Origin of the sequence: Streptomyces glomeratus, assembly GCF_021462825.1 — a bacterium.
GTDB lineage: Bacteria > Actinomycetota > Actinomycetes > Streptomycetales > Streptomycetaceae > Streptomyces > Streptomyces glomeratus.
The window spans coordinates 82,943-101,971 of the sequence record NZ_JAKEEB010000039.1; the positions used below are offsets into that span (position 1 = coordinate 82,943).

Annotated in this window: 13 protein-coding genes, 2 tRNA genes and 1 riboswitch; of the genes, 10 read left to right on the top strand and 5 right to left on the bottom strand. The window is 72.4% G+C overall.

Annotation, left to right across the window (positions count from 1 at the left end; translation table 11 throughout):
- The first annotated feature begins 37 nt into the window (after positions 1-37).
- From LZ604_RS30650 to LZ604_RS30670, 5 genes are all read left to right on the top strand, one after another.
- Positions 38-565 (top strand): hypothetical protein, encoded by a 528-nt coding sequence (locus LZ604_RS30650; protein WP_234519108.1) that lies wholly within the window; start codon positions 38-40, stop codon positions 563-565.
- Between the two features lie 268 nt (positions 566-833).
- The gene (locus tag LZ604_RS30655) at positions 834-3,041 is read left to right on the top strand and encodes a DEAD/DEAH box helicase (RefSeq protein ID WP_234519110.1); all 2,208 of its coding nucleotides are present in this window, start codon (positions 834-836) and stop codon (positions 3,039-3,041) included.
- 229 nt (positions 3,042-3,270) lie between these two features.
- Positions 3,271-6,342 carry an FG-GAP repeat domain-containing protein gene (locus LZ604_RS30660; protein ID WP_234519112.1) on the top strand — a complete coding sequence of 1,024 codons (3,072 nt, stop codon included), beginning with the start codon at positions 3,271-3,273 and terminating at the stop codon, positions 6,340-6,342.
- Positions 6,343-6,471: 129 nt separating this feature from the next.
- Complete coding sequence (locus LZ604_RS30665; protein ID WP_234519114.1) at positions 6,472-8,007, top strand: amino acid permease; 1,536 nt, start codon at positions 6,472-6,474, stop codon at positions 8,005-8,007.
- Between the two features lie 99 nt (positions 8,008-8,106).
- Positions 8,107-8,179, top strand: a tRNA-Lys gene (locus LZ604_RS30670).
- A 238-nt stretch (positions 8,180-8,417) separates the two neighbouring features.
- Here LZ604_RS30670 and LZ604_RS30675 read toward each other — a convergent pair.
- Together LZ604_RS30675 and LZ604_RS30680 are read right to left on the bottom strand one after the other, a co-directional pair.
- Entirely contained in the window at positions 8,418-9,131 is a 714-nt protein-coding gene (locus LZ604_RS30675; RefSeq protein ID WP_234519115.1) for a GTP cyclohydrolase II, read from the bottom strand.
- 140 nt (positions 9,132-9,271) lie between these two features.
- Positions 9,272-9,781 carry a MarR family winged helix-turn-helix transcriptional regulator gene (locus LZ604_RS30680; RefSeq protein WP_234519116.1) on the bottom strand — a complete coding sequence of 170 codons (510 nt, stop codon included), beginning with the start codon at positions 9,779-9,781 and terminating at the stop codon, positions 9,272-9,274.
- 128 nt (positions 9,782-9,909) lie between these two features.
- On the opposite strand from LZ604_RS30680, the gene LZ604_RS30685 reads away from it, so the two are divergent.
- The 5 genes from LZ604_RS30685 to LZ604_RS30705 all read left to right on the top strand — a co-directional run bounded on the left by LZ604_RS30685 (position 9,910) and on the right by LZ604_RS30705 (position 15,322).
- Positions 9,910-11,058: a dihydrofolate reductase family protein gene (locus LZ604_RS30685; RefSeq protein ID WP_234519117.1), complete on the top strand. Its 1,149-nt coding sequence runs from the start codon at positions 9,910-9,912 to the stop codon at positions 11,056-11,058.
- 115 nt (positions 11,059-11,173) lie between these two features.
- Positions 11,174-11,247 (top strand) — tRNA-Met (locus tag LZ604_RS30690).
- Positions 11,248-11,571: 324 nt separating this feature from the next.
- Entirely contained in the window at positions 11,572-12,711 is a 1,140-nt protein-coding gene (locus tag LZ604_RS30695) for a PP2C family protein-serine/threonine phosphatase (protein ID WP_372482240.1), read from the top strand.
- Between the two features lie 268 nt (positions 12,712-12,979).
- Positions 12,980-13,136: riboswitch (cyclic di-AMP (ydaO/yuaA leader) on the top strand.
- An 11-nt stretch (positions 13,137-13,147) separates the two neighbouring features.
- Positions 13,148-14,182 (top strand): M23 family metallopeptidase, encoded by a 1,035-nt coding sequence (locus LZ604_RS30700; protein ID WP_234519118.1) that lies wholly within the window; start codon positions 13,148-13,150, stop codon positions 14,180-14,182.
- Positions 14,183-14,377: 195 nt separating this feature from the next.
- Complete coding sequence (locus LZ604_RS30705) at positions 14,378-15,322, top strand: aldo/keto reductase (protein ID WP_234519119.1); 945 nt, start codon at positions 14,378-14,380, stop codon at positions 15,320-15,322.
- Positions 15,323-15,377: 55 nt separating this feature from the next.
- Here LZ604_RS30705 and LZ604_RS30710 read toward each other — a convergent pair whose 3' ends face one another.
- From LZ604_RS30710 to lhgD, 3 genes are all read right to left on the bottom strand, one after another.
- Positions 15,378-16,712, bottom strand: a complete 1,335-nt coding sequence (locus tag LZ604_RS30710; protein ID WP_234519120.1) for a PrsW family intramembrane metalloprotease — start codon at positions 16,710-16,712, stop codon at positions 15,378-15,380.
- A gap of 63 nt (positions 16,713-16,775) precedes the next feature.
- Positions 16,776-17,633, bottom strand: coding sequence for a tRNA (guanosine(46)-N7)-methyltransferase TrmB (trmB, locus tag LZ604_RS30715; RefSeq protein WP_372482238.1), 858 nt, complete (start codon positions 17,631-17,633; stop codon positions 16,776-16,778).
- A 134-nt stretch (positions 17,634-17,767) separates the two neighbouring features.
- Positions 17,768-19,006 (bottom strand): L-2-hydroxyglutarate dehydrogenase, encoded by a 1,239-nt coding sequence (gene lhgD / locus LZ604_RS30720; protein ID WP_372482239.1) that lies wholly within the window; start codon positions 19,004-19,006, stop codon positions 17,768-17,770.
- Positions 19,007-19,029 lie beyond the last annotated feature (23 nt).

A 19,029-nucleotide genomic window follows, 5' to 3' on the forward strand; every position in this document is an offset into this window, starting at 1 on the left:
GGGGGACTTTTCTCACCGCCTCCGGAGGTGGCTGCCCGTGCGCGCCAGTTACGTATCAGTCCGTCTGGCCGCCGCGGCGATGGTCATCGCCGCGGCGGCCGGCTGTGTGAGCGTGGGCGACGACGCGGGCAGCCCTTCGCCGTCGCACTCGGCGGGGCGGCACGGCGCGGCCGCGCCGGACGGGGGCTCCGCGTGGGGCCGGGGCGGCGGGGACCCGGGCGGTGCGGCGGCCAAGGGCGGTGCGGCGAAGTCGGGGAAGTCCGGGAAGGACGCCTCCGGCTCGCCCTCCGCATCGGCGTCCGGGCACGGCCCCGGGACCAAGGGCGCCGGGCCGAGCGGCGGGGAGACGGCGGGCAATGGCGACGGGGGCGGCGGTGCGGCGCCACCCGGCCCGACGGGGGGAGAGGCCACCCCCACCCCCACCCAGCAGCCGTCACCCACCAGCGAGCCCGACCCGCCGTCACCGACTCCGACGACCGCGGAGCCCTCCTCCTCGGCGCACGAGCAGTCCGCGCAGCTGGTGGTGCGGGAGCCGGTACCCGAGGCCGGGGCACCGGTGGCGTAGCGGGGCCCACATGGTCCGGACCCGCCCGGATGCATCCGAAGGGCCCTGTGGTGAGGGTCACCCGGGGCGCGAGGGATTCGGTTTGCACTCGGTGGGGGCGGGTGCGTATGGTGGTAGATCGTTTGATCCCATTTGCCCGGCGCCTAAAAGACGCGCCGCGTGTGGCGCGTACTCTCCCTTGCCGTGGCCGGACCGCATTGAGGCGGTCGATTGCGACTTCACGGATGTTTGGGCGCGTGCCGTGAACTCCGGAAGGTTCGCATTTCGCATGTCCATTGCCAATACTGAGCACGTCGTCCTGTCCGAGGAAACCGAGGACAAGGACACCGCTCCCCAGATCACCTTCGCGGATCTCGGTCTGCCCGAGGGTGTCGTCCGCAAGCTCGCCCAGAACGGCGTCACCGTCCCCTTCCCGATCCAGGCCGCGACCATCCCGGACGCCCTGGCCGGCAAGGACATCCTCGGCCGCGGGCGGACGGGCTCGGGCAAGACGCTGTCCTTCGGTCTGCCGACCCTCGCCACCCTGGCCGGCGGTCACACGGACAAGAAGAAGCCCAGGGCGGTCATCCTCACGCCGACGCGTGAGCTGGCCATGCAGGTGGCCGACGCACTCCAGCCCTACGGCGACGTCCTCGGCCTGAAGATGAAGGTCGTCTGCGGCGGTACTTCCATGGGCAACCAGATCTACGCCCTGGAGCGCGGCGTGGACATCCTGGTCGCCACCCCGGGCCGCCTGCGCGACATCATCAACCGCGGCGCCTGCTCCCTCGAGGACGTGCGGATCGCCGTGCTCGACGAGGCCGACCAGATGTCCGACCTGGGCTTCCTGCCCGAGGTCACCGAGCTGCTCGACCAGGTGCCGGCCGACGGCCAGCGCATGCTCTTCTCCGCGACCATGGAGAACGAGATCCAGACGCTCGTCGACCGCTACCTCACCGACCCGGTGAGCCACGAGGTCGACGCCGCCCAGGGTGCCGTGACGACCATGTCGCACCACATCCTCATCGTGAAGCCGAAGGACAAGGCTCCGGTCACCGCCGCCATCGCCTCCCGCAAGGGCCGGACCATCATCTTCGTGCGCACCCAGCTCGGCGCCGACCGCGTGGCCGAGCAGCTGCGCGAGGCCGGGGCGAAGGCGGACGCGCTGCACGGCGGCATGACCCAGGGCGCGCGCACCCGGACGCTGGCCGACTTCAAGGAGGGGTACGTCAACGTGCTCGTCGCCACGGACGTCGCGGCCCGCGGCATCCACGTCGACGGCATCGACCTCGTCCTCAACGTGGACCCCGCCGGGGACCACAAGGACTACCTGCACCGCGCCGGACGTACGGCTCGTGCCGGGCGTACGGGCACGGTGGTCTCCCTCGCCCTGCCGCACCAGCGGCGCCAGATCTTCCGGCTGATGGAGGACGCGGGCGTCGACGCCTCGCGCCACCTCATCCAGGGCGGCGCCGCGTTCGACCCCGAGGTCGCCGAGATCACCGGTGCCCGCTCCATGACGGAGGTCCAGGCCGAGTCGGCCGGGAACGCCGCGGAGCAGGCGGAGCGTGAAGTCGCGCACCTCACCAAGCAGTTGGAGCGGGCCACGCGGCGCGCGGCCGAACTGCGCGACGAGGCCGACCGGCTGATCGCCCGGGCCGCCCGGGAGCGGGGCGAGGACCCGGAGGCCGCGGTGGCGGCGGAGGCGACGTCCGGCGTCTCGTCCGAGACCGTGGAGGCGCCGGCCGCCGAGATCTCGGTGCCGGAACAGCCGACCGCGCAGGACGTCGAGCGCGAGCGGCAGGGCGAGCGCGAGGAGCGTACGGCCGGTTCGTCCTCGTACGAGCGGCGTGAGCGCCGGGACGACCGGGGCGGCTTCCGCCGGGACGGCGACCGGTTCGACCGCGACCGCGAGCGTGGGTTCGACCGCGACCGTGGGTTCGATCGGGACCGTGAGCGTGGTTTCGACCGGCGTGACGGTGAGCGGGGCGGCCGTTCGTTCGAGCGGCGTGACGACCGTGGTGGCTTCCGCCGGGACGGCGACCGCGACCGTCGCCCGTTCGACCGCGACCGCCGTGACGACCGGGGCGGCTTCTCCCGTGATCGGGACCGTGAGCGTGGTTTCGACCGGCGTGACGGTGAGCGGGGTGGCCGTTCGTTCGAGCGGCGTGACGACCGCGGTGGCTTCCGCCGGGACGGCGACCGCGACCGTCGCCCCTTCGACCGCGACCGGCGTGACGGCGAGCGGGGTGGCCGTTCGTTCGAGCGGCGTGACGACCGTGGTGGCTTCCGCAGGGACACCGACCGCCGTCCGATCGACCGGCGCGACGAGCGTGGCGGACACCGCGGCAGCGACCGTCCGTTCAACCGCGACCGCCAGGGCGACCGCCCCCGTTCCGGCTCGCACGACCGCCCGTACGGCCGTCGCGACGACCACCGCGGCACGAGCTCCTTCGGCCGCCGCGAGGACAAGCCGCGCTGGAAGCGCAACGGCTGACGCCGGCCACGGCAACCCTCCGCGCCGCGCCCCCGCCCGACCCCGGGGGGGGGCGCGGCGCTTTTGCTGAACTGCCTGTAAGATCAGCCGACTTCTGAGGGTGATGTGACAGCCGGGGCCGGGGGGCCAATCTGGGCGGCGCGCGTCCCCTTTCGTGTCTTCGGGGAGGAACACCGTGGTCCGGCACGTCTTCGCGCATCGTTCCCGCACCAGACGCACGGCCGTCGCTGTGACCGCAGCCGCCGCGCTCACGGTCGGTCTCGGCCCTCTGCTCCCGTCCGCCTCGGCGGCTCCGGGCGCGCCACCGGAGACGGTGGTGCCGGCCACGTACCGCAGTACGTACACGTCGGCGACGCTCTACAACGCCGACGTCCAGAACAGCGGTGCCGGCGCGGGCACCCAGGGCGTCTTCCACCACCTGGAGGGTCACTCGGGACTGGTGTGGACGCGCTACTCGGACGGCCGGTCCTTCGACGCGCCGTCGGCCCCGGTCGGCGTGATCACCAGAGGGACGAGCAGCGACGTGCTCTCCTACCGCCACGACGACGGTCGGGTCGCGCTGTGGAACGCCCCCGACGGCACGACCACCACCCTCCGCGTCCCCGAGGGCCAGGCACTGTACGGCGTCTACGGCAGCACGGCCGTCACCCACCAGGACGTCACCGCCGCGGACGGCACCGTCACCACGGTCAGGCACCTGCTGACCGCGGGGCCCGACGGAGCCACGCGTGACGTGGCCGTCGAGGGCGTCCCGGCGGGTATGACCCTCATGGGTCCCGTGGCCGGCGACGCCACGGGGCTGGTCTTCGCCGCCAAGGTGGACGGCGCCCTGAGCATGGTGGCGGTCGCTCCGGAGACCGGCCGGGTGGTGAGCCGGACGCCCGCGCTGCCGAACGGCTATTCCCTGACCAGGCTCTCGCCCGAGCACCTCGTCGTGTACCGCGGCTCCGACAGCACCACGGCGCTCGTCTTCTCCCGTGCCGACCTGGCGGCCGCCCCGGTCGAGGTCCCCCTGGACCGCGACCACGGCGTCGGCGGCCGGTCCGTCAGTCTCGCCGTGGTCGGTGACTGGATCGTCCACCGCCCCGGCAACGAAGGCCGGGTGACGGCCGTGCCCCTCGCGGGTGGCGCCCCGCTCACCCTGATGGCCTCCTCCCTCAGCGGCATCTCGGCCGCGCCGGACGGTACCGCCGTCGTCATCGGCCGCACGGGCGATGACGACTGGGGTATCCAGCACATCCAGGCGGGCCCGGACGGCAAGCCCGCCGTGACGCCGGTCAAGCCGCTGCCGAAGCCGCCGTCCAGGATCCAGGGACTCTCGCTCGACCAGGGGCGGCTCGTCGTGGCCGATCCCAGCTGGGCCGGGCACCGCAACTCGTACGGCCGCACCGTCGCCGTGACCGGAACACCCGAGTTCGGTGAGCGCTCCAACTACGACGGAACCGACCTGCTGGTGGGCGACTGCCCCACGGCGGACGCCGGTTGCTCCCAGCTGCACGGCTTGCCCGACGGCCGGATCGCCTGGGTGAGCAGGGACTCGAGCGGCGACCGCATCCGTGCCGCCGGACCCGCGCCGTACTCCTTCTGGGACCGGGCCGTCCCGGCCGGCGGGCAGATCACGGACGCCTCCGGCCAGTACCTCATCTACACGACCGCCACCGAGCAGTCCGTCCTCAAGATCGGCGACTACGGTTCCGCCGCGGTGACTCGCACCCCCGGTGCCGCCGCCCTCTCGGGCGACACCCTGTGGACGGCGGCCGCGGCCCCCGGCGACGTCACCGCCTACGACCTGACGGCCCGTAAGACCACCGAGACCGTCACCACCGGCGCCGGCTGCGCGCCCGCCGAACTCCAGGCGCTCGGCCGCTGGTTGTACTGGACCTGCGAGGGGCGGGCCGGGGTCTACGACCGTGTGGCAAAGAAGTCCGTGCCCGTGCCGGCCGGCGAGGCGAAGCTCGGCGACGGGTACGTCGTGACGCACGACAAGCAGGCCGGGACGCTGACGCTCACGACCGTCGCCGACGGCAGCCCCGTCAGCCGCGTCATCGGCGACCTGCCCGACACCGGTGTCTCGCAGCGGGACGTGCGCTGGACGGTGGACGAGTCCGGCGGCAACGCGGCCTACGTCGACGACAAGGAGCAGGTCCACCTCGTACCGTCCGGCGTGCCCCAGCAGCCGCTGCGGCTCCTCGGGCCGGCGCAGAACGTGTCGTGGGTGATGCCGGGCGCGGCCGACGCGGCCACGAACACCCTGACCACCGTGCTGCTGTCCAAGCCGGCGTCCGGCTGGCGGCTGACCGTACGCAGCAAGCGCACCGGACAGGTCGTCGACACCCGGAACGCCGGGACCGTCACACGCGGCGAACTCAGAGTCGGCTGGTCCGGCATGGACCACCGGTTCGCCTCGGACGTGCCCCTTCCGACCGGCTCGTACGACTGGACGCTGTCCGTCACCCCCGCGGACGGGGGCGGGCAGCCGCTGGAGGTGCGCGGCACGGTCCGGCTGCCGAGCGGCAGCCCGCTGCGCCACGACCACGTCGGCCCCTCCGGGCTCCCGGACGGAATCGGCGACCTGCTCACCCTCGACTCGTCGGGGGCCTTCGCCTTCCAGCGGGGGACGGGCAAGGGCACCTTCTCCGGGAAGGTCTCGGGGAAGGGCTGGTCCACCAAGGCCGTGGCCGTGCCCTTCGGCGACCTGAACAAGGACGGCTGCAACGACGTCCTGGTGCGCATGTCCGACGGCTCGCTGCGCGGCTACAAGGTCCGGTGCGGCGAGGCACTCACCACCTCCACGCCGTACACCAGGCTCGGCACCGGCTGGAACGCGTACGACGTGCTCACCTCGCCCGGCGACCTGACGGGCGACGGGCGGCCGGACCTGCTGGCCCGGCAGGCCTCCACCGGGGACGTCCAGCTCTTCGCGGCGAAGGGTGACGGCACACTGGCGGCCGGGAAGAAGATCGCGTCCGCCTGGAAGGGCTACACCAAGGTCGTCGGTGCCGGCGACCTCAACGGCGACGGATTCGGCGACGTGCTGGCCCGGGACAAGTCCGGGACGCTGTGGCGGTACAACGGCACCGGGACCGGCGCGCTGAAGAGCCGGGTCAAGGTCTTCACGAACTGGGGCGGCTCCTACAACGCCGTCATCGGGGTCGGGGACATCACCGGCGACGGCAGGGACGACCTGGTCGAGCGGGACACGGCGGGCAACCTCTACCGGACCGCCGGGGACGGCAAGGGATCCTTCGGGTCCCGGACGAAGATCGCGACTGGCTGGCAGGGCTACCGGGGGCTCTTCTGAGCCGCTCTCGGCCGGGCCCGGCTCTCCCGAGCCGTTCCCGGCCGGCCCGGACCTCCGCACACCGACTCTTGGTCGCAGCACCTACCGTGTGATGCATGTCACGACTCTGGCGAGGGAAACGCTGGGGGCATGACAAACGACGCACGACCGAACGGGCCGTCCGACGAAGAGCGGCTGGCCCAGCTCGGCTACACCCAGGTTCTCGCCCGCCGGATGTCGGCGTTCTCCAACTACGCGGTCTCCTTCACGATCATCTCCGTCCTCTCCGGCTGTCTGACGCTCTACCTCTTCGGGATGAACACCGGCGGCCCCGCCGTGATCACCTGGGGATGGGTGGCCGTGGGACTGATGACGCTGTTCGTCGGGTTGTCGATGGCCGAGATCTGCTCGGCGTACCCGACCTCCGCGGGCCTGTACTTCTGGGCCCACCGGCTGGCGCCGCCGCGCTCGGCCGCGGCCTGGGCCTGGTTCACGGGCTGGTTCAACGTACTGGGCCAGGTGGCGGTGACGGCGGGCATCGACTTCGGTGCCGCGTCCTTCCTCGGCGCGTACCTCAATCTCCAGTTCGGCTTCGAGGTCACACCCGGCCGCACGGTCCTGCTCTTCGCGGCGATCCTGCTCCTGCACGGCCTGCTGAACACCTTCGGCGTCCGCATCGTCGCCCTGCTCAACAGCGTCAGCGTGTGGTGGCACGTGCTGGGGGTCGCTGTGATCGTCGGCGCACTGGCGTTCGTACCGGACCGCCACCAGTCGGCGTCCTTCGTGTTCACGAGATTCGTCGACAACACGGGCTGGGGCAGCGGGGTCTACGTCGTGCTGCTGGGCCTGCTGATGGCCCAGTACACCTTCACCGGGTACGACGCCTCCGCGCATATGACCGAGGAGACGCACAACGCGTCCACGGCCGGTCCCCAGGGCATCGTCCGCTCCATCTGGACGTCCTGGATAGCGGGTTTCGTCCTCCTGCTGGGCTTCACCTTCGCCATCCAGTCCTACGACAAGGAGCTGACGTCCCCGACCGGCGCACCGCCCGCCCAGATCCTGCTGGACGCCCTCGGCGCGACCACGGGCAAGCTGCTGCTGCTCGTGGTGATCGGGGCGCAGCTGTTCTGCGGGATGGCGTCCGTGACGGCCAACAGCCGCATGATCTACGCCTTCTCCCGCGACGGCGCGCTGCCCTTCTCCCGGCTGTGGCACACGGTCAGCCCACGCACGCGGACCCCGGTGGCGGCGGTGTGGCTGGCGGCGCTCGGCGCCCTCGCCCTGGGCCTGCCGTACCTGATCAATGTCACGGCGTACGCGGCGGTCACCTCGATCGCGGTGATCGGCCTCTACATCGCCTACGTCATCCCGACCCTGCTGCGGGTGCGCAGGGGTGAGGCCTTCGAGCGCGGGCCCTGGCACCTGGGCCGCTGGTCGCAGGCTATCGGGGTGGTGTCCGTGGCGTGGGTCGGGGTGATCACGGTTCTCTTCATGCTCCCGCAGGTCTCCCCGGTCACCTGGGAGACCTTCAACTACGCCCCGGTCGCCGTCCTCGTCGTCCTCGGCTTCGCCGCGACCTGGTGGCTGGCCTCGGCCCGCCACTGGTTCCTCGACCCCCGCCACGAACGCACTCTCGCCCGCGAGGCCGCCCGAGCCGGCTCCCCCGAACCGGCCGATCCGTAACCCTTCGGGCACATGCACGGCGCACTTCCGGCCCTGCTCCCCGATACTCGATCTACGACACGGCCTCGTCCGGCTATGCTCAGGGAGGCAACCTTGCCTGGGCCCTTAGCTCAATTGGCAGAGCAGTGGACTTTTAATCCATTGGTTGTGGGTTCGAGTCCCACAGGGCCTACCGGACGAGCCGGCCCCTGACCTGCGGCGAAAGCCTCGGGGAAGGGGCCGGATCCCGTTTCCCGGCCGTTCACGGCCGACCTCCCCGGCGCGCCTGGTCACGCGTCTTCGCCGCGCCCGGTGCGCGCCTTCCGCCGCGCCCGGCCGCCCCAACAGGCCATGGACAGCACCGAGATGGCCGGACGCCCGGGGACTCGTGGGATCGCCGAGTCCCCGAGACCTGCCGGAGGCCGCGCGGCTCAGCCCGCCGTCAGTTCCGTCAGGGGCAGGGTGTGCTGGGTGTGGACCACCTTCGCGCGCAGGTAGCGGACGTTGTGTGCCGTGGTGAAGACGCCCGTGGGGACGTGCCGGGTCACCGTGAGGCCGAGACCGCGCAGCTGGGCGGCCTTGTCGGGATTGTTGGAGAGCAGGTCCAGGGTGTCGATGCCGAGGGCGTGCAGCATCTGCGCGGCGGCCGTGTAGTCGCGGGCGTCCTCCGGCAGGCCGAGCGCGGCGTTCGCCTCGTACGTGTCCATGCCCTGGTCCTGGAGGGCGTAGGCGTCGAGCTTGTTGTAGAGGCCGATGCCGCGGCCCTCCTGGCGGAGGTACAACAGGACGCCGCCCCGGTCGGCGATGCGCTCGACCGCCTCGCGCAGCTGGGCGCCGCAGTCGCAGCGGGCCGAGCCGAAGACGTCACCGGTCAGGCACTCGGAGTGCAGCCGCACCAGCGGGGGCCGGCCGGCGGCGGGCTCGCCGAGCAGCACGGCCATGTGCTCCTGGCCGTCGGCGAGGCCGTGGAAGGTGACCAGGTCGGCGGTGACCGTGTAGCCGTCGCCGAAGCGGAGCGGGACCGTCACGCGGGTGCGGACTGTGGCGCCGGGAAGGCCCGTGGCGGCGAGGAGGTCGATGGCGGTGGGCAGACCGGTCGGGTCGCTGCCGTCACTGGCTGCGGTGGCGTCGCGTTGGTCGCGCATATGTGTCGTCTTTTCTCCGGGCCGGTGGGTTGCGGGTGCGGAGGGTGCGCCCCATGCTTCAGATTTGAAGCACAACCTCGGTCGGAGACTCTAACTCGTGCTTTAAGTTTCAAGCAACCTGTTTGAAGGAGGGGCCACGGTCACTCCGCGGAGGACCGCCGGCGCCAGGGCAGGCCGTCGCACCCGGGGCTTTCCTCGTCGCCCTGGAGCACATCGGTGATCCGGGTGCAGATCGCCTCGAGCTGGTTCACCTGCTCGGGAGTGAGGTGATCGAAGACGGCGGCGCGGACCGTCTCGACGTGACCCGGCGCCGTGCGTTCCAGCAGCTCCATGCCCGCGTCCGTGAGGACCGCCATACTGCCGCGCCGGTCGGTGGGGCAGCCCTCCCGGCGCAGTGTGCCGTCCTTCTCCAGGCGGGTGACGACGTACGTCAGCCGGCTGCGTGTGATCTTCAGCGTCTCCGCGAGGTCGGTCATCCGCATCCGGCGGTCGGGCGCGTCGGAGAGGTTGGCGAGAACGGAGTAGTACAGGTGTGGCATGCCGGCCTCCTGCTGGAGCTGCCGGTCGACGGTGTCCTCCAGGAGCCATGACGCGGCGAGGTACGAGCGCCAGGCGCGCTGTTCCTCGGGGGTGAGCCAGCGGGTCGTCATACCGCACAGTGTAGTTATTGTTTAAAAGTTGAACCAGGCTGACCGAGGTTCGCCGATCTCGACCTCCGGCCCCGCCTGTCGCATCCTGACCACGCGAACCGTGAACCCGATCCCTGGAGCGCAGCCCGATGGCCCATCCCTATGTGCTGTTGTCCGCCGCCGTCTCTCTCGACGGCTTTCTGGACGACACCGGGCCCGAGCGGCTCCTGCTGTCCGGGCCGGAGGACTTCGACCGAGTCGACGATGTGCGGGCGGGCAGCGACGCGATACTCGTCGGCGCGGGCACGCTGCGCACCGACAATCCGCGGCTGCTGGTCTACTCGGAGGAGCGGCGCGCGGCCCGGGTCTCCGCGGGACTGCCGGAATACCCGCTGAAGGTGGTGGTCAGCGCGTCCGCGGATCTCGATCCGGCCGCCCTCTTCTGGCACACGGGCGGCGCGAAGGCGCTCTACACCACGGACAAGGGCGCGGAACGGCTGCACGGGCTGCTGCCGGCGGACGTGGACGTGGTCGCGCTCGGCCCGGACGTGGAGTGGCGGGCCGTGCTCACGCATCTGGGCGACGTCAAGGGCGTACGGCGGCTCATGGTCGAGGGCGGCGGGAGGGTGCACACGCAGCTGTTGCAGCAGGGGCTCGCGGACGAGCTGCAGCTCGTGCTCGCTCCGCTGGTCGTGGGGCAGCCCGACGCGCCGCGGTTGTTCGGGCCGGGGGCGTACCCGCCGGGACGGATGCGGCTGGTGGAGACGCGACCGGTCGGGGATGTCGTGCTGATGCGCTACGTACCCACCGCGCCCGGCACCGGCCGCTCGGCCACCGCCGCGGACCGGCGATGGCTGGAGACGGCGTGTGAGCTGGCGGCGCAGTGCCCGCCGTCCCGGACGGCCTTCAGCGTGGGGGCGGTGATCGTCGCGGCCGACGGCACGGAGCTGGCGCGGGCCCACTCCCGGGAGGGCGGGGACCCGGTGGTGCACGCGGAGGAGGCGGCGCTGGCCAAGCTGGACCCGGCGGATCCGCGACTGGCCACCGCCACGGTGTACAGCAGTCTGGAGCCCTGCGCCCGCCGTGCGTCCCGGCCCGCGCCGTGCGCCCGGCTGATCCTCGACGCCGGGGTACGGCGGGTGGTCACGGCCTGGCGTGAACCGGACACGTTCGTGGCGGCGGCGGACGGGAACGCGCTGCTGACGGCGGAGGGCGCGGATGTGGTGCTGCTGCCCGAGTACGAGGAGCGGGCCAAGGCGCCGAACACCCATCTGCTGTCCCCGCCCGAGAGCCCCTGACGCCTGGGAGCCGCAGACGGCCGGGCAACGCGACGGCCGAAAACGCTGGTCAAGCCCCGTGAACGTAAACCTGTGCGCTGCCTATCGCGCACATGGCGTACACTGGAATCACCGACGCGGGGTGGAGCAGCTCGGTAGCTCGCTGGGCTCATAACCCAGAGGTCGCAGGTTCAAATCCTGTCCCCGCTACTGATGGCCGAGGGCCGGAGTCCGAAAGGAATCCGGCCCTCGGCTTTTTCTCGCGTCCGCCTCCCGTCCGTGCACCCGGGCGTGTACGCCGGTCGGCCCACAGCGGTCGCCCCCCGCCCGTCCTTTGGGAAGCCTGGACGGGTGGTGCAGCAAGGAGGCGCGTGGCGGATCGAGGAGCCGTGCGACAAGGAGGACGGCGGGCCGAGGCCCGGAAGACCGTACGGCGGGGCAGGAGTCCCGTACGACCAGACCATCGGCGGCGGCCCCGCCGTCACCCCTCACCAAGAGTCCGATGGCCGCGGCGGTCCTGACGGCAAGCCCGTCGTGACGAGCCGAGGGCCCGGGGACGCCCGGCCGCCGGGGGCCGGCCCGGTGGAGAGCCGCCGGAGTTCGTATGTGCGGGCGCTGCTGCGGGCCCTGCCCGCGCTGCTCATCCTCCTCGGTGTCTGCTGCGGCCGGCTGACCCCGTCGGTCTTCCCGGCCGTCCCCCTGTTCACCGCCGCCCCGCTCGTCGCCGCGCCCCTGCACTCGCTGCGCGGCACCGTCGTCGCGGGCGCCGCCGCCCTCGCCGCCGTCCTGGCGGTCCATCTGGGACTCGGCGTACAGGGGCCGTCCGGCGCGGTCACCGAGTCGGTCACCACCGCCGCCGCGGCCGTCCCCGCCCTCCTCATCAACGTGCTCGTACGCCGCAACGACGCCCGCCTCGCCTCCGCCCGCCGGATCGCCGAGGCCGCGCAGCGCGCCGTACTGCCCGAGCCCGCCGCCCGGATCGGGGGCCTGCTGATCGCCGCCCGGTACGAGGCGGCGCAGGCCGACGCCTCCATCGGCGGCGACCTGTACGCCGTCCAGGACTCTCCGCACGGCGTACGTCTCGTGGTCGGGGATGTGCGGGGCAAGGGGACGGGCGCCGTGGCCGCCGTCGCCGTCGTCATCGGCGCCTTCCGGGAGGCGGCCGAGCAGGAGGCGTCCCTGGAGGCCGTCGCCCAGCGCCTGGAGCGGGCGCTGTCACGCGAGGGCATCCGCCGGGAGGGCCCCGACGCCCACGAGGGGTTCACCACCGCGGTCCTCGCGGAGATCCCGCACGAGGAAGGCGTCGTTCGCCTCGTCAACCGCGGCCACCCCGCCCCGCTGCTCCTGCTCCCCGACGGCACCGTGCGCGAACTGGAGGCGCGTGAGCCGGCGCTGCCGCTGGGGATGGGCGACCTCGCCCTCTGGCCCGACCGTGCGGAGGAGTGGGACTTCCCGCCCGGTTCGACGCTGCTCTTCTACACGGACGGCGTCTCGGAGGCCCGCAACGCGTGCGGCGAGTTCTACGATCCCGCCGACCGCCTCGCCGGCCGGGTCCTCCCCACTCCGGGCGCCGTGCTGGCCGCCGTCACGGAGGACGTAGCCCGCCACACCGGCGGCCAGGCCACGGACGACATGGCGCTGCTGGCCGTGCGCCGCCGGTCCGAGCCTTCATGAAGACCTTCGGGCCCCAAACACCCTGGGGCGCCAGGCGCTTGTCACGGTGGGTGAGCGGGTGACCCCCCTCCGCATAACAACTGACACACCGTCAGCACAAGCGGGGTGGATGAGGCGCGGTCAACTCGCCCGTTTTTCACCGTTCCTGTCGTGAACGTCCTGGCCAAGAGCGTTAAGGATCTGCCCGAACGGCTTGGAATCCGGTGCCCGGGTCTATTAACGTTCGATAACGCAGCGCGGTCGTCCCAGCCGTCACCCGAGGCGGCTCCGTGCGCGTGTGCCGAATCCCGCAAGGGAACCGGGGAACCACCATCTTGGGGTGAATCGGGCTTATGCCGCCGCGTCAAAACGGTCGGTATACGCGCGTAGGAGACCTTCCCCTCCGAACCCGTCAGCTAACCCGGTAGGCGAAACGGAAGGAAAGGAGTGCGCCCACGTGGCGTCCAACCGGCCTGCCGAGAGCACCTCGTTCGCCCCTGGCGGTACGCAGACGATCGGCTTCGCGTCCCGCACCGACGAGGGCCCCTGGGGGGAGTGGAACCCCACCGAGGATTCCGTCCGTCCCGTCCGCGGTCGGCACCGTGTCACCAGGCAGCGCGGCGGCGGGCTCGCCCGCAGCTCCACCGTTCTGGGCGTCGGTGTGATGGCCGCGGTCGGCGCGGGCGGCATGGCCACCGCGCAGACCGGCAAGCCGCCGGTGTCCATATCCCTGCCCGACCTCTCCTCGGTCACCGACTCGGCCAAGTCGCTCATCGGCGAGGACACCAGCGCTCCCAAGGGCTCCGCCACCGTCCTGAGCACCGCGGGCGTGAGCACCGCCGACGCCGCCGCGGGCACCAAGGACGCGGGCGAGGTGCTGCGCGCCCGGATCATGCAGCAGGCCGAGTCCCAGCAGGACCGGATCGCCGCGGCGGCCGCACAGGCCGCCGAGGACGCCGCCGCGAAGAAGGCCGCAGCCGCGGCGGCCAAGGCTCAGGACGCCGCCCGCGCCAAGGCCGCCGCCGAGAAGAAGGCGGCGGAGGCGGAGGCCAGGCAGAAGGCCGAGGCCGCGCGCCTGGCGGAGCTCGCCAAGCAGTACACGCTGCCCACCTCCTCGTACACCCTGACCTCCCGCTTCGGTGACGCGGGCGCCATGTGGTCCTCCGGCTACCACACCGGCCTCGACTTCGCCGCCCCCACGGGCACGCTCATCAAGGCCATCCACAGCGGCACCATCACCCAGGCCGGCTGGGCGGGCTCGTACGGCTACCGCACGGTCCTGACCCTCGACGACGGCACCGAGCTGTGGTTCTGCCACCAGTCGTCGATCAGCGTCACCGTCGGCCAGAAGGTGGCCACGGGCGATGTCATCGGCCGCGTGGGCGCGACCGGCAACGTCACCGGGCCGCACCTGCACCTGGAGGTCCACCCGAACGGCGGCAGCGCGATCGACCCGATGGCGTGGCTCCAGGGCAAGGGCCTCAACCCCTGACATCGGGGTCCACACCCCCGGCGCCCGCCCCCTCCTCCTGCCCCTTCCCCCTCTGAACCCGCCCCCTCTTCTGAACCCCGGTGGTCCTGACGACATCCCCCCGACGTCAGGGCTGCCGGTCAGGGGTGCGGAAGAGGCACACGGAAGGGCCCACGAGCGGAATAGGTGTTTCCGGCGCGTGTGTTGACGCAAGGCATGACGTCTCCCATCAAGCTCGGCGCCTCGGATCTCGAGGTCTTCCCCCTCTCCCTCGGCGGCAACGTCTTCGGCTGGACCGCCGACGAGACCCGGTCCTTCGCCGTACTCGACGCCTATGCGGCGGCCGGCGGCAACTTCGTCGACACGGCCGACGTCTACTCGGCGTGGGCCCCCGGCAATCAGGGCGGCGAGTCCGAGACCGTCATCGGCAAGTGGCTGGCGGCCCGCTCCAACCGCTCCGATGTGATCATCGCGACCAAGGTCGGCCAGCACCCCGAGTACCGGGGGCTGAGCGCCGCCAACATCAAGGCGGCGGCCGACGCGTCCCTGCGCCGCCTGGGCACCGATTACATCGACCTCTACTACACGCACTTCGACCGGCCGGAGGTGCCGGTCGAGGAGATAATCGGCGCGCTCGACGAACTGGTGAAGGCGGGCAAGGTGCGCGCCATCGGTGCCTCCAACATCTCCGCCGAGCGCCTCCAGGCGTCGCTCGACTTCTCCGACCGCGAGAACCTGGCCCGGTACGTGGCGCTCCAGCCGCACTACAACCTGGTCTCCCGCGACGCCTACGAGGGCCCGTTGCAGGACGTGGCCGCACGGGCGGGCCTGGCGGCCGTTCCCTACTACGCGCTCGCGGCCGGCTTCCTCACCGGCAAATACCGGCCGGGCACCACGGTGGACTCGGCGCGGGCGCAGGGCGCGGGCAAGCATCTGGACACGGAGCGCGGCCGACGCGTGCTCGGGGCCCTCGACGAGGTCGCGCGGGCGCGGGGCGCGGAGATCGCGACGGTGGCGCTGGCGTGGCTCGCGGCCCGGCCGACGGTCGTGGCCCCCATCGCCTCCGCCCGCACGGTGGAACAGCTGCCCGCGCTGCTGGCGGTGGCGGACCTGACCCTGACGGAGGAGGACCTGGCCAAGCTGACGGAGGCGTCGGCGTAGCGCGGTACCGACCGTCCGCGACGGCGGAGCCGGCGGCGCCGCACCGCCCGCGACCCTACGAGCGGTAGGGGTTGTACGCGGGATACGGCGACGTCGGCCCGTACGGCGCCGGGGACCACGGACCGTGTCCGTACCCGTGCCCATGGTATCCGTGGCCGGGCCAGACCGGCGGGTGCACCGGCGCCGTCGTCCGCGCGGCGTGCGCCAGCGCCGGTCGTGCCACCGCCCGCCGCGCCCACAACGCGGAGAGCAGCTCTCTCTCCCGTACGACGAAGCCGGCCCCCGCCCGGCCGCGGTGCCCCCGGTGCCGCAGGAACGCCAGGGACGTCGCGTACGCCTCGTACTCCGCCACCGAGCGCGCCGCCGCCTTCCCGAAGTGCTGCCGCGCATACTGCCGGGCCACCCGCCGCGCCCGCATGGAGCCGAGGACGAACGGCTCCGCCGGCCCCAGCCACCCGGTGGCCGCGTACGCCGGCAGCTCCTCCCGTACCGTCCTCAGCTCCCGCTGCCGCGTCCAGATCACCAGCCAGGTCAGCAACGCGAACGCGGGCGCCATGAAGGACGCGTACACCGCGAAGAACCCGTACTCGCCGAACGACGACGACCCGTTCCACATGGAGTGCATGCCCATGGCGAGCAGCAGACCGCCGAGGGGCATCAGAACGCGCGGTGCGGGCCGGCGCTCCGCGTACAGCGCCGCGATACCGAAGCCGATGCCGGTGAGCACGGTGAACAGCGGATGCGCGAAGGGCGACATCACCACCCGGACGAAGAAGGTCGCGGCCGTCACGGAGGCGAGCCCCCGCCCACCGCTGACCTGGTCCGTGCCGAAGGCCGTGCCCAGATAGAGGACGTTCTCGGTGAAGGCGAAGCCGGTGGCGGTGACCCCCGCTATCACCACCCCGTCCACGATCCCGGTGAAGTCCCGTCTGCGGAAGAGGAATACCAGCAGCAGGGCGGCCGCCTTCGCGGACTCCTCGACGACCGGTGCTATGAGCGTCGCGCCGAGTGTGTCGGCGCTGTTCGGGTCGGCGGTCGCGGTCGCTATCCAGCGGGTCGCGAAGCTGTTCGCGACGATCGCGATGAGCGCGGCCGCGCACGCCCCCCATGCGAAGGCGAAGACCATGTTCCGCCAGGGGCCGGGTTCCACCCGGTCCAGCCAGCGGAACGCGGCGACCAGCAGCGGCACGGGCAGCACCGCGAGTCCCAGTCCGACCAGGAATCCCTCGGTGCCGGTCTGCTGCCGCACGAGGGCGAGGATGACGAGGCCGGAGAGCGCGAGGAGCGTGATCGGCGCGCCGTAGCGCACCCACCGACGCTGCCACCAGTGCGGGTGCCGCCGGCCCGCGTTGCCGTCGGAATGCGTCGGATACGAGGGACAGGTGGCCACGGCATCGACCCTAACGAGACAGGGGCGTCGCCCGCGACGGTACCCGGCGGGTCCGCGGGGCGCTCAGTCGCCGGCGGAGGACCGGTCCCGGTGCGGTACGCGCCGGAACAGCAGGTCGTTCACCACATGACCCTTGTCCAGCCCCTGGCCCTCGAAACGGGTCAGGGGGCGGAATTCGGGCCGTGGCGCGTAGCCGCCGTCGGGCCGGGTGTTCTCGAAGTCGGGGTGCGCGGTGAGCACTTCGAGCATCTGCTCGGCGTACGGCTCCCAGTCCGTCGCGCAGTGCACCAGTGCGCCCGGCTTGAGGCGTGCGGCGGCGAGTGTGAGGAACTCGGGCTGGATCAGGCGCCGCTTGTGGTGGCGCTTCTTCGGCCACGGGTCGGGGAAGTAGACGCGCAGCCCGTCGAGCGCGTCCGGCGGGAGCATCTCGCGGAGCAGAATGATCGCGTCGCCGTTCGCGACCCGGATGTTGGCCAGTCCGTTCCGCTCGGCGAGACCCAGCAGATTGCCCTGCCCGGGGGTGTGCACGTCGACGGCGAGGATGTTGGTGTCCGGGTCGTCGGCGGCCATCCGCGCGGTGGCCTCGCCCATGCCGAAGCCGATCTCGAGCACCACGGGGTGCGTGTTCCCGAACAGCTCGGCGAGATCGACGGTCCGCTGCCCGTCGATGTCCACTCCCCACAGGGGCCACAGCCGCTGCAGGGCGTCCGCCTGCCCGGCGGTCACACGGCTGCGCCGCGGCTGGAAACTACGGATCCGCCGCTCGAAGTGGGACCCGGCGGGATCGGCCTTCGGCCCGCCGGGGAAGCGGGGCTCTCCCTTGGCCCGGCTGTGGCGCGGGGAGGCACCGGGGATACGCGGAGGCCGGCCGGCGGGTGCGGCCGCGGCGTCTTCGGGGGCGAAATCGAGAGAGTCAGACACAGTGGCATCAATTTTACGGGGAGCGCGACGGCAACCGGCCCGACCGGCCCGTCCTGCGGCAGCGCGACGGCAGCGCGACGGCAGCGGGACGGCAGGGCGGCGGCGGGCCGGGAGCCGGGTCCGCGGGCGGCGGCTCACGCCCGGTCCAGTACCGCCAGCGCCCTGCGTGCGACCTCCCGCCCGATCGGCAGTGAGGCGGTGGCCGCGGGCGACGGCGCGTTCAGTACGTGCACCGCCCGTGCCCCCTCCCGGATCAGGAAGTCGTCCACCAGCGTCCCGTCCCGCAGCACGGCCTGGGCCCGCACTCCGGCCGGGGCCCGCACGAGGTCGTCCGCGCGGACCTCCGGCAGCAGCCTGCGCACCGCCTGGGTGAACGCCTCCTTCGACACCGACCGCCGCAGCTCGCCCGCTCCGTACCGCCAGTGCCGCCGGGCTATCCGCCAGGATCCCGGCCATGCCACCGTCGCGCCGAGCTCCCGGGGCCGTACGACCCCCCAGCCGTACCCCTCGCGGGCCAGCGCGGGGACCGCGTTCGGCCCGATGTGGACCTCTCCGTCGATGCCTCGCGTCAGATGCACCCCGAGGAACGGAAACGCCGGATCCGGCACCGGATACACCAGCCCCCGCACCAGCTCGGGCCGCGCCAGCGCGTAGTACTCACCCCGGAACGGCACGATCCGCATCCCGGGCTCGTCCCCGGTCAGCCGGGCCACCTCGTCACAGTGCAGTCCGGCGCAGTTGACCAGCACACGCGCGCGGAGGACCGTCCCGTCGGCCGTGCGCACGGCGACGCCCAGTGCCGGGCGCCGGTCGATCCGCACGACCTCCGCCCCGTACCGGATCTCCGCCCCGGAGGCGTCGCCCAGCTGCTCGGCGACCGCCACGAAGTCGCAGATCCCGGTCGTGCCCACGTGGATGGCGGCGAGTCCGCGCACCTCCGGCTCGTACTCCGTGATCTGGGCCGGGCCCAGTTCCCTGACCGGTATGCCGTTCTCCCGGCCGCGTTGGACGAGTGCGTGCAGGCGGGGCAGCTCCTCGCGCTCCGTGGCGACGATCAGCTTGCCCGTGACGGAGTGCGCGATGCCGTACTCGGCGCAGAACTTGACCATCTCGGCGGCGCCCTTCACCGCGTAGCGCGCCTTCAGGGAGCCGGGGCGGTAGTAGATCCCGCTGTGGATGACCCCGCTGTTGCGCCCCGTCTGATGACGGGCCGGTCCGGCCTCCTTCTCCAGGACCGTCACCCGGGTGCCCGGGGCGGCACGCGTGATCGCATACGCCGTCGACAGGCCGACGATGCCGCCGCCGATCACCAGCACATCGCAGTCGTACGCGATCTTCCGCACCTGCTCCACCTCCCGGTTTCGATAGTGCACTGCGCCACTGACAATGCCCTCAA

Coding starts and splice junctions, on each gene's coding strand:
- LZ604_RS30655 (WP_234519110.1), top strand. CDS start 834: ATGTCCATTGCCAATACTGAGCACGTCGTCCTGTCCGAGGAAACCGAG.
- LZ604_RS30665 (WP_234519114.1), top strand. CDS start 6,472: ATGACAAACGACGCACGACCGAACGGGCCGTCCGACGAAGAGCGGCTG.
- LZ604_RS30675 (WP_234519115.1), bottom strand. CDS start 9,131: ATGCGCGACCAACGCGACGCCACCGCAGCCAGTGACGGCAGCGACCCG.
- LZ604_RS30680 (WP_234519116.1), bottom strand. CDS start 9,781: ATGACGACCCGCTGGCTCACCCCCGAGGAACAGCGCGCCTGGCGCTCG.
- LZ604_RS30685 (WP_234519117.1), top strand. CDS start 9,910: ATGGCCCATCCCTATGTGCTGTTGTCCGCCGCCGTCTCTCTCGACGGC.
- LZ604_RS30705 (WP_234519119.1), top strand. CDS start 14,378: ATGACGTCTCCCATCAAGCTCGGCGCCTCGGATCTCGAGGTCTTCCCC.